The following is an 11,070-nucleotide window of genomic DNA, read 5'->3' as shown; positions in this document are numbered from 1 at the left end:
GGGACAGTGACGGGGTGTGGGAGCTGGTGGTGGCCGTCGTCGCCTGCCTGGCCGCCGGGTACTTCGCGGTGCGGCTGGTGGCGGCAAGGCGCGCGTACACCCGTGCGATGGAGGAACGCGGCTGGTTGCTGGAGCGGGAACGGGAGACCGCCGCCCGCACCGCCGTCGACGCCGAACGTGCCCGCATCGCACGGGAACTGCACGACATCGTGAGCCACAACGTGAGCGTGATGGTGGTGCAGGCCGGTGCGGCACGGCGGGTGATGTCCGCCGGTGACGCCACCGACGCGTTGCTGGCCGTCGAGAACGCGGGCCGCGACACGATGACCGAACTGCGGCACATGCTCGGACTGCTCGCCCCGTCCGCCGACAGCGACGACCTGCTGGCACCGCAACCGGGTCTGAGCCGGTTGAGCTCGCTGGTCGACCGGATGTGCTTCGCCGGACTGCCGGTCGAGGTGCGCATCTCCGGCGAGCCGCGGCCGTTGCCGTCCGGTGTCGACCTGACGGCGTACCGGATCGTGCAGGAGGCGCTGACCAACGCGTTGAAGCACGGCGACGGCCGCAAGGCGGAGGTGACCGTGCGGTACGCGGAGCACCACCTGCGGGTCGAGGTGCTCAACTCCGGGCCCAGCACGCTGTCCGGCGACCCGGTGTCCTTTGAGGACGGTCAGGGGCGGGGGCTGCTCGGGTTGCGGGAGCGCGTGGCGGTGCTGGGCGGCGACCTGGACGCGCGCCGGCGGCTCGGCGGCGGGTTCCGGGTCCGGGCCAAGATCCCGGTCGAGTCGTGACCGCGCCGCGCGTGGTGATCGCGGACGATCAGGCGTTCGTGCGCATCGGGTTCCGGATGATCCTGAACTCCGGCGGTGTCGAGGTCGTCGGCGAGGCGGCGGACGGGGCCGAGGCGGTGTCGGTGGTGCGCTCGGTGCGGCCGGACGTGGTGCTGATGGACATCCGCATGCCGGGGATGGACGGACTGGAGGCGTGCCGGCGGATCGTGAGCTCGGAGGGTGACTGCCGGGTGCTGATGCTGACGACGTTCGACCTAGACCGGTACGTGTACGAGGCGTTGGCGGCGGGTGCCAGCGGGTTCCTGCTGAAGGACGTCACGCCAGAGCACCTGATCGCGGCCGTGCGCCTGGTCGAGACCGGTGACGCCCTGCTCGCGCCGTCGATCACCCGGCGTCTCGTGGAACGCTTCGCCTCTGGCGTTGCCGCTCCGGCCGTGCACCGGGATCTCGCGGTGTTGACGCCACGGGAACGTGAGGTGCTCACGTTGGTCGGGAGTGGACGGTCGAACTCCGAGATCGCCGCGCACCTGACGTTGAGCGAGGCGACCGTGAAGACGCACGTGGCACGCATCTTCGCGAAGCTGGAACTGCGCGACCGGGCCCAGGCCGTCGTGCTGGCCTACGAGACGGGTCTCGTCACGCCCGGCGCGTGAGTTCCCAGGCGGCGATCTCGGTCCGGGTGCGCAACCCGAGCTTGGCCAGGACGCTGCGCACGTGCGTCTCGACGGTCCGTTCGCTCAGGTGCAGTGTCGTCGCGATCTCCCGGTTGGTGAGCGCCTGCGCCACCAGGTCCACGACCTCGGATTCGCGTGGCGACAACGGATCCCGCGCCTGTTCATCGGTCTTGATCTGCTTCAGGAGCCGATCGGCCTGAGCGAGCCGGATCGGCATGTCCAGCGCCCGGAACTCGGCCGCCGCCTCGGTCGCGAGCGTCCGCGCCTGCGCCGGGTCGGTCAGCGTTCTGGCGAGTCCGAGCCTGCTGAGCGCGGTGAACGGCCGCGCGCCGATGCGGGCGTTCATCTCCAGCGCCAGCCGGTAGTGCTCCGCCGCGGCCTCTCTGCGGCCGCACGTCAGCGCGAGATCGCCGAGCAACTGCGGTGTGGCGGCGTTGGAGAACACCGCACCGGACCCGTCCGCGCCGTAGTGCGGCTCCAACGCGGCCAGCACCTCGTACGCCCCGGCCGCCGCCTCGGCGTCGTCCAGCAGGCACGCGACCGCGCCGATGTGCGAGACCAGCGGTGCCCACGTGGGCGCGACCTCCAGCACCGCCGGCAACGCCCGGAACTCCTCGAACGTGGCCCGCGCCTGCTCGGTCTCCCCGAGCAGCGCGTGCAGGAACGGCACGTAGACACGGGCCAGCGGAATGTCGCCGACCTGTGCGAGCACCTCGAACGCCTCCCGCGCCGCCGCCTCGTCGATGCCGCCTTCGAGCTGCGCCAATCCGTTCTGGAACGCGTAGTACATGCCCTTGGTGGCCGTCGCCCCGATCCGGTCGGCCACGGCCTTCGCGGTCTCGTTGCACTCCCGCGCCCTCTGCAACTGCCCGACCAGCGCAGCCCTGGTGGCCCGCAACCGGTGCAGGTGCCACCACGCCACCGCGTGCTGCCGCGCCGCCGCGAACTGCTCGATCAGGTCCAGCTGCCGGTCGAGCTCGCCCAGGTCCCCGGCCTGCAACGCCGCGTCGACCAGCCACACGTGCCCCCACAGCTCGGCGTGCGGCTGCCGTGCCGCCTCGGCCAGGTCGACGGCCCGGTTCGCCAGCACGACCCGTTCGTCGCGGAACTGCGGCGCGCACAACGCCAGGTGCCGGGCGTGGATGCCGTCCAGTTCCGCGTCGGGGTCGCCGCTGCGCACCGCGAGTTCCAACGCCGTCGCGGACAACTCGCGCGCCCGTTCACCGTGGCCGGTCGTGGTGGCCGCCATGGCGCGGCGGGCGAGCAGCCGGGACGCGGTGGCCTCGCCGGGGTGGTGCCGCAGTGCGGTGACGCAGAGCTGGTCGACGGCGGTCAGCAGCGAGCGGTCGCCCAGGCCGGTGATGACGAGGGCCGCTTCGGCGATCAGGTCCGGGGTGCCCGACTGCTCGGCGAGGCGGGCGGCGGTGCGGCAGTGGTCGAGGCTGGCCGCGGTGTCGCCGGCGAGGAACTCGGCTCGGGCGAGTTCGAGGGTGAGCTCCGCCGTCTTCTCCTCGGACGAGGCGAGCGCGAGCGCGGCGAACCCGACCGCTTCGTCGTAGGCCAGCTCCGCAGTGGCGGCCCGCGCCGCCTCGGTCGCCCACCGGGTGCACTCCGCGGGCGCGTCCACTCCACCCGCGCGCCGCCACTGGGCCGCGATCCTCCCCGGCGCCCCACCCCCGGCGACCAGCGCCAGCGCCGACCGCCGATGCAGATCGGCGCGCACCGAGGGCGCGAGGTCCTCGTACACCGCGTCCCTGATCAAGGCGTGCGCGAAGGCCAGCGCCCCGTCGTGGACCTGCAGCACCCCGGCCGCGACGGCCTCGTCCAGCACCGCGGAAGGCTCGTCCCCGGTGACGGCCGCGAGCAGCGCGGGTTCGATCCGCTCCCCCAGCACGCTCGCCACCCCGAGCACGTCCCGAGCCCGCGCGCTCAGCCGGTCCAGCCGCGACAACACCAGCCGGTGGAGTTCCCCGGCCTCCTCACCGCTGTCGAGCAGCATCCGCACGTACAGCGGGTTGCCGCCGGTGCTGTCCACCAGTCGCGCGGCCACCGCGTCCGGGTCCGCCACGCCCGCCGAACGCACCCACCCGGCCACCTCACCCCTGCTCAGCCCGCCCAGCTGCAGCGTGCGGGCGGCGGGGGCGCGCATCAGCTCGGACAACTCGGCGTCGCGGTAGGTCGCGACCACCAGGATCCGCGCGGCGGGCAGCTCGGCCGCCAGGTGACCGAGCAGGCGCAACGACGTGCGGTCCGCCCAGTGCAGGTCCTCGAGCACGATCAGCAGTCCGGCCGCGGCCGCCTCGGCCACCAGCACGTCCGCGGCGTCGGCGAGCATGGCGAAGCGCGCGGAGTCGTCCAGGTGTGCCTCGGACAGCACGCGCTGCAACGCGGGCAGCGAACGAGCGAGCCGGCGCCAGGGCCACAGCGGAGGCATGCCGGGGTCGTCGACGGCGTGACCGCGCACGACCGGGATTCCGTACGACGCGGCCATCGAGACGACGGCCGCCGCCAGCCGGGTCTTGCCGATGCCCGCCTCGCCTCGCACCAGCACGAGACGGCCGGAGCCGCCCGCCGCCGCGACGAGGCTCGCACGCAGCGAGGCCAGTTCGCGGTCGCGGCCGAAGATCGGTGCTTCCTCCACGCCGGGAGTATCGCCGACCGGTGGAGGTTCAGTACCGCACTCCGTACTGGCACGGATCCGCGTCGCGCCGGACGGGCAGAGACTCGGTGCACCACCAAAGGAGGCGACCATGTACGCGCAGCTCACCTACTTCGACGGGCCCAGAGGCCCGGAACAGCTGGCCGCCGCGGACTTCGCGGCCCAGCAGCGGATCATGCCCGCGGCCCTGTCGGTGCCGGGCAACATCACGACCTACGTGCTGCGCCGGGAGGACGGCGCCGAGGTCGTGGTGTCGATCGCCGAGTCCGAGCAGGTGCTGATCGACACCCAGAAGGCGATCATGAGCACGCAGCTGCTGCCCGACGAGGACCCGGCCCTGCTGCGGGGCGCGGACCGCGTCGAGATCTACCCGGTGCTGCAGGTCGTCGAGTACGACGGCGGGCAGTCATGACCGCCGTGCGCACGCTCGCCGCGGGCGTCTGGCGGGCGGACCTCACCCGGAGCACCGCGGCCTTCCAGGTCGGCAACCTCGGCCGCAAGGCGCACGGCACCGTGCCCGTCACCGAGGGGTCGGTCGAGATCGGACCGGACGGCGCGCTGCTGGCCGTGCACGGCGTCCTGGACCTGGGCGCCATCGACACCGGGATCACCAGACGTGACCTGGACCTGCGCAAACCCGGTCTGCTCGACCTCGACCGGCACCCCACGATGAGGTTCACGGCGACGTCGGCACGGGTGGCCGACGGCGGCTGGCACGTCACCGGCACGCTCACCGCCAGGGGCGCGCACACCACGATCGAAGGCACCGTCGAACTGTCCTCGGTGGACGGTGCGACGGTGATGACCGCGACCTCCCGGCTGGACCGCCGCACGCTCGGCATCCGCGCGCCGGGGTTCCTGATCGGACGGTACGTCGACATCACCGTCACCGCGGTGATCAGGCCGGCGTGACGCGCGTCAGCCGCCGAGGGGCTTGCGGACCTCGGCGGCCTTCGCGGCGCCGTACTTCGTGACCAGCACCTCGTCGAACAGCTGGTCCCTGCTCAGGTTCTTCTCGTCGCGCAGCGCGTTCAGGTCGAAGTCGGTCAGTCCGAAGACGGCCAGGGAGTCGAACTTCCACCGGTCGCCTTCGCGCACGAATGTGAAGATCGGGCCGGTGGCCTCACCGTCGAGGAGCACCTTGGCGATGGCGTTGCCGTTGTGGACGGCCGGCTTGTCCAGGGTGACGTCGGCGATGCTCGCGGCGCTGACGATGTTCCGGTCGACCGCGGCCTTCACCAGGTCCTTCGGTGACGCACCGCGCACCGTCGAGGGGTCCAGGTCGGCGCGCATCGCGTACGCGAGAACGCGGCCGCTCGGCACCAGGGGGTCGAGCTCGCGCTCCGTCGCGGTGAGCGCGAGCTTCCTGATCTTGTCGAACTCGTCGAAGGTCCTGCTCGACACCACCTCGACGGCCTTGGCGCCGTCGTTGGCCAGCGCGGCCTTCGCGTAGGTCTCGAAGATGTCGCGAATGGACTGAGCGTCGTCCACCGGCGCCGCGGCCGGAGTGGAGGTGGTGCTGGTGCTGGGGGTGCTGACCGGCGCGGAAGTGCCGCACGCGGCCGCGAAAAGGCATAGCGATGCCACGATGAAACGTCTCACGCGCGGAGCGTAGATGTTCATTCCGCCTGAAGTACGAAGAACAGGAAGCTCGGCGCGGTGGCGAGCAGGTGGTACTCGGACGGGAACAGCTCGCGGGCTTCCGGTGCCGGTGGCGGTTCGGCGATCCGGGAGAGGCGGAACCCGGCCGCGGTGAACGCGTCGGTCATCGCGTGCAGCGGCCGGTTCCAGAAGGTCACGCTGATCACCTGGTCGCCCACCGACCACTCCGCCGGCTGTGCGCGGGTCTCGAAGTAGTCAGGCCGGGCGCAGCACCCGCCGCATCTCGGCCAGCGCCGGCCCCCAGTCCTCCAGGTAGTGCAGCACCAGCGACGCGATGACGTCGTCGAACTCGCCGTCGGTGAAGGGCAGCGGGTCGGCGATGTCCGCGACGCGCAGGTCGGCGTCCTCACCCAGGCGGAGCCGGGCTCGCCCGACCATGCCCGCGCTCACGTCGATGCCGCTGACCACCGCTCCTCGCTCGCGCAGCGCCGCGAACAACGGGCCCGCGCCGCACCCCGCGTCGAGGATCCGGCGTCCGGCCACCTCTCCGGCGAGGGCGAGGGTGGCGGGCCGCTCGTAGTAGGCGTTCGGCAGGCTCTTCTCGTTGTCGATGTCGTACGCCTCGGCCACGGCGTCGTAGTCGCTCATGCACTCGATCTTGCCAGCGTGGTCACCGAATCGACCCCAAGGCACCGGCGGAGACCGGACCGCGCGTTGTACCGGTCTTTTACACGTGCGGGACCGGGACGGACCGCGTTGTGCCTGGCCAGTGGACATGACTCGATCCCGAAGCCATGACATCGATGTCGTCAGCGCGAAATCCTGTCTCGTCTGTCTTGTTGACCAGTCGCGTAACGAGACCGAAGCTTCCTGGCAACGTTGTCAGGACAGGGATCGGAGCTCGCAATGGCGGAGGACAGCGGCGTCTCGCGCAGACAGGCACTGACCATGGGCGGTGGACTGCTCGCCGGTTTCGGTCTGACCACAGTGCTGTCGAGCGCCGCAGCGGGAGCACCGGAGCAGGCAGCGGCCCAGCAGAAGGCCGTCGACCTCGCGCTGTTCCGCCCGGTCTCGGTGTCCTCGACGGACTACGCGGCCACCCCGGCGAAGTTCGCCGTGGACGGTCTCGCGCAGGTCGGCGTGCAGGGTTCCGGCTGGCGTGCGGGTCAGGGCGACGGCCAGTGGCTGATCGTGGACCTGCAGGGCCGCTGCGAGATCAGCTCGATCGTGCTGACGTTCGAGGCCAAGCCGGGTGACGGGGCGTTCGACGCGAACGGCTCGCGCGCCGACACCCTCGGCACGGAGATCCTCTCGAGCTACGCGACGGTCTTCGACCTCGACGTGTCCGACGACGGCAAGGTCTGGCGGACGGTCCACTCCACCGAGTCCGGTGCCGGCGGCGTCGTCACGATCCCGCTCACGCCCGCCGCGAAGGCGCGCTGGGTCCGGTTCTCCGCCTCGCGCAGGTCTACGACGAACCCGTTGGGGCTGAACGGACTGCAGGTCTACGGCACCAGCAGGGACAACCGGCCCGCGCTCAAGGGCTGGACGAACTGGCCGGTGCGCAACCACGAGAACCCCGCGCTGACCGTGGACGCCAACGGCTCCGTGCCGCTGGAGTCTGGCTGGGTGCTGACCATGCAGGACTTCGCGCCCGCCAAGGACGGCGCCGCGCTGTCCGGCCCGAACGTCGACACCGGCGGCTGGGTCCCTGCCACCGTGCCCGGCACGGTGCTCGCGTCGCTGGTCGAGCAGGGCCACCTGCCCGACCCGGTGTACGGGATGAACAACCTCGAGATCCCGGAGGCCCTGTCCCGGCACGTGTGGTGGTACCGGCGCACGTTCAGCGTGCCGCGCGGCCTCGACACGGGTGCGGGCCGGCACGTGTGGCTGGAGTTCGACGGCATCAACCACGAGGCCGAGATCTGGCTCAACGGAGCCAAGATCGGCGCACTGAGCAACCCGTTCGGACGGGCCGCTCTCGACGTCACCTCCACGTTGCGCAAGAGCGGCGACCAGAACCTGGCGGTGCGGATCGCGCCGATGCCGTTCCCCGGCAGCCCCGGCGACAAGGGCCCGCGCGGTGAGGCGTGGGTCGGCGCGAACAGCACGATGTTCAAGAACTCCCCCACCTACCTGGCGGTGTCGGGCTGGGACTGGATGCCCGCCGTGCGCGACCGCGCCTCCGGCATCTGGAACCACGTCCGGCTGCGCTCGACCGGCGCCACGGTGCTCGGCGACCCGCGCATCGACACCGTGCTGCCGGACAAGACGACCGCCGAGGTCACCTTCACCGTGCCGGTGCGCAACGTCGAGTCGTCCGCGCAGAACGTCACCGTGACGGCGGCGTTCGACGGGATCAAGGTCAGCAAGACCGTCACCGTCGCCCCGAACTCCGAGTCCGCCGTCGTGTTCGCGCCGGCGGAGTTCTCCCAACTGCGGATCAAGAACCCGAAGCTGTGGTGGCCCAACGGGTACGGCGACCCGACGCTGCACGACCTGACCCTGACCGTCGCGAAGGGCAACGCGGTCAGCGACCGCAAGACGCTCAAGTTCGGCATCCGGCAGGTCACCTACCAGTACGACCTGCCGATCACGATCGTCGACGGCGCCGCGGACCAGACCGTCGACTTCCCGGCCCAGCAGGCCCGTTACGTGCGGATGCAGGGCGGCCGGCGCGCCACCAGCTGGGGATTCTCCGTCTTCACGATGTCCGTCCTGGACAGCAAGAACCCGGACGCGGACCTGGCGCGCGGAAAGACCGCCACCGCGTCGTCGGCAGCCGACTGGACCTCCCCCGGTGCCGTCACGGACGGGGACCCGAAGTCCCGCTGGACGTCGAACTACAACGACAACGAGTGGGTGCAGGTCGACCTGGGCGCCGCGACGTCGTTCGACCGCGTGACGCTGCGCTGGGAGACGGCCTACGCGGCCACGTTCAAGATCCAGGTCTCGCAGGACGGCGACACCTGGACCGACGTGGTGTCGCAGGACAACTCCCCCAAGCCGCTGATCATCCTCGTCAACGGTGTGAAGATCTTCGCCCGCGGCGGCAGCTGGGGCTGGGACGAACTGCTGCGCCGCATGCCCGGTTCGCGCGCGGACGCCGCCGTGGCGCTGCACAAGGACATGAACTTCACCCTGATCCGCAACTGGGTCGGCTCGTCGTACCGCGAAGAGTTGTTCGAGGCGTGCGACAAGTACGGAATCCTGCTGTGGAACGAGTTCTGGCTCGGCTGGTCCGCCGATCCCGCGAACCACGAGCAGTTCTTCGCGCAGGCCAAGGACACCGTGCTGCGTTACCGCTCGCACGCCTGCTGCGTGGTGTGGTTCGGCTGCAACGAGGGCAGCCCGCCCTACGCCGTCGACAAGGTGCTGCGCGAGATCGTGCACACCAACACGGACCTGATGTACCAGCCGAACTCGGCCGGCGGCGTGATCAGCGGCGACGGCACGTACCGGTGGGTGGACCCGCGCAGTTACGCCACCGGCGAGAACACGGGCGGGAAGTTCGGGTTCTGGAGCGAGATCGGCCTGCCGACGGTGTCGGTGGCCGAGAGCATGCAGAACCTCGTCGGCCAGGGCAACCCCGGCTGGCCCATCGGGGACGCCTGGTACATGCACGACTGGTCGGAGAACAGCAACCAGCAGCCGAAGGGCTATCAGGCCGCGATCGACGCCCGCCTCGCGCCGTCGAGCAGCATGGAGGAGTTCTGCCGCAAGGCGCAGTTCGTCAACTACGAGAACATGCGCGCGATCTTCGAGGCCTGGAACGCCAAGCTGTGGAACGACGCTTCCGGCGTGCTGCTGTGGATGTCGCACCCGGCGTGGCACAGCACGGTGTGGCAGACCTACGACTACGACATGGACGTCAACGGCAGCTACTACGGCTCCCGCAAGGGCTGCGAGCAACGGCACGTGCAGGCGAACCTGACGACCTGGCAGGTCACGGCCGTGAACCACACCCAGTCACACCTGATGGGCGTCACCGTCAAGGCGCAGCTGTTCGCCCTGGACGGCAAGGCGATCGGGCAGGCGCAGGAGCAGAAGCTCGACGTCGCGGCGACCTCGGCCGGCCACCTGTTCACCGTGCCGTTCGACGCCGCGCTGCCCGCGTTCCACCTGCTGCGCCTCACCCTGACCGACGCCCAGGGCAAGCAGATCTCCGAGAACACCTACTGGCGTTACCGCACACCGGAGTCCATGCACGCGCTCAACCAACTCGCGTACACGACGCTCACGACCACGTTGACCTCCAACAAGAACGGCTACACCGCGATCATCCGCAACACCGGCAAGACCGTGGCCGCGATGGTCCGGCTGTCGTTGCGGGAACGCGACGGCAAGGAACGCGTGCTGCCGACCCTGTACGGCGACAACTACTTCTGGTTGCTGCCCGGTGAGGTCCGGACCGTCACGATCGATCCGCGGAAGTCCGTTCGGAATCCGCGTCTGCTGGCGGAGGCGTACAACTCGGCGCCGAAGCTGAGCTGAGGTCCTCCCGGCCAGGGTGCCGTCGCGCCGACCACAGCGTCAGCGCGGCGGCACTCAGCCCCACCAGCAACGACGTCCAGATGTTCAGGCGCAGGCCCAGGATCGTGTTCGCCTCGTCGATCCGCAGCGCCTCGATCCACAGCCTGCCCAGCGTGTAGAGCACCACGTACAGCCCGAACGCCCGCCCGTGCCCGAGCCGGAACCGGCGGTCCGCCCAGATCACCACGGCCGCGGCGGCGAAGGTCCACAGCAGTTCGTAGAGGAACGCCGGGTGGAACGTGCCCAGCACCACGGGCTGCCCGTCCAGACCGATCACCGCACGGCCCGCGGCCTGGTCCCACTCGTGGATCGTGAGTGCCCACGGCAGGTCGGTCGGGCCGCCGTACACCTCGTTGTTGAACCAGTTGCCGAGCCGGCCGATCCCCTGTGCCAGAAGAATTCCCGGCGCGGCGGCGTCCGCAAGCGGAGGCAACGCCACTCCGGCACGCTTCGCACCGATCCAGGCTCCGAGCGCGCCGAACGCGATCGCGCCCCAGACACCCATCCCGCCCTCCCAGATGTAGAGGGCGCGAATCGGATCACCGCCGGGGCCGAAGTACGGCTGCCAGGACGTGGCCACGTGGTAGAGCCGGGCGCCGACGATGCCGAACGGCACACCCCAGGTGGCGATCTGGTTGATGACGCCGGGCCTGCCGCCCCGTTGCACCGAACGGCGTTCGGTCAGCCAGGCGGCCACGAGGATGCCGGCGATGATGCAGAAGGCGTAAGCGCGGATGGGCATCGGACCGAGGTGCCAGACGCCCTGGGTCGGACTGGGGATGGCGGCCAGAAGCATCGCGCCACCCTAACG

General features: G+C 70.7%; 8 protein-coding genes and 1 pseudogene. 5 read left to right on the top strand and 4 right to left on the bottom strand.

The features are described 5' to 3' along the window. Positions 1-14 precede the first annotated feature (14 nt). Together ACH413_RS02645 and ACH413_RS02640 are read left to right on the top strand one after the other, a co-directional pair. The gene (locus ACH413_RS02645) at positions 15-791 is read left to right on the top strand and encodes a histidine kinase (RefSeq protein ID WP_360029882.1); all 777 of its coding nucleotides are present in this window, start codon (positions 15-17) and stop codon (positions 789-791) included. Continuing rightward, positions 788-1,444, top strand: a complete 657-nt coding sequence (locus tag ACH413_RS02640) for a response regulator transcription factor (protein WP_360029881.1) — start codon at positions 788-790, stop codon at positions 1,442-1,444. The genes ACH413_RS02645 and ACH413_RS02640 overlap by 4 nt, the downstream gene beginning before the upstream one ends. On the opposite strand, the gene ACH413_RS02635 is transcribed toward ACH413_RS02640, so the two are convergent. After that, positions 1,428-4,106: an AAA family ATPase gene (locus ACH413_RS02635; protein WP_360029880.1), complete on the bottom strand. Its 2,679-nt coding sequence runs from the start codon at positions 4,104-4,106 to the stop codon at positions 1,428-1,430. The genes ACH413_RS02640 and ACH413_RS02635 overlap by 17 nt on opposite strands. A gap of 109 nt (positions 4,107-4,215) precedes the next feature. Here ACH413_RS02635 and ACH413_RS02630 point away from each other — a divergent pair, with 109 nt between their 5' ends. After that, entirely contained in the window at positions 4,216-4,536 is a 321-nt protein-coding gene (locus ACH413_RS02630; protein ID WP_360029879.1) for a hypothetical protein, read from the top strand. Further along, entirely contained in the window at positions 4,533-5,036 is a 504-nt protein-coding gene (locus ACH413_RS02625) for a YceI family protein (RefSeq protein ID WP_360029878.1), read from the top strand. The genes ACH413_RS02630 and ACH413_RS02625 overlap by 4 nt, the downstream gene beginning before the upstream one ends. 6 nt (positions 5,037-5,042) lie before the next feature. Here ACH413_RS02625 and ACH413_RS02620 read toward each other — a convergent pair whose 3' ends face one another. Together ACH413_RS02620 and ACH413_RS02615 are read right to left on the bottom strand one after the other, a co-directional pair. After that, positions 5,043-5,726 carry a hypothetical protein gene (locus ACH413_RS02620; protein ID WP_360029877.1) on the bottom strand — a complete coding sequence of 228 codons (684 nt, stop codon included), beginning with the start codon at positions 5,724-5,726 and terminating at the stop codon, positions 5,043-5,045. A gap of 17 nt (positions 5,727-5,743) precedes the next feature. Then, positions 5,744-6,374, bottom strand: a pseudogene (locus ACH413_RS02615) (class I SAM-dependent methyltransferase). 258 nt (positions 6,375-6,632) lie between these two features. On the opposite strand from ACH413_RS02615, the gene ACH413_RS02610 reads away from it, so the two are divergent. Beyond that, positions 6,633-10,220, top strand: coding sequence for a discoidin domain-containing protein (locus tag ACH413_RS02610; protein WP_360029876.1), 3,588 nt, complete (start codon positions 6,633-6,635; stop codon positions 10,218-10,220). Here ACH413_RS02610 and lgt read toward each other — a convergent pair. After that, a complete protein-coding gene (gene lgt, locus ACH413_RS02605; protein WP_360029875.1) occupies positions 10,141-11,055 on the bottom strand; it encodes a prolipoprotein diacylglyceryl transferase in 915 nt (304 codons plus the stop codon). The genes ACH413_RS02610 and lgt overlap by 80 nt on opposite strands. Between the last annotated feature and the right edge of the window lie 15 nt (positions 11,056-11,070).

This window comes from Lentzea sp. NPDC020367, assembly GCF_044387305.1.
GTDB lineage: Bacteria > Actinomycetota > Actinomycetes > Mycobacteriales > Pseudonocardiaceae > Lentzea.
This window is presented reverse-complemented; position numbering and strand designations above follow the sequence as displayed.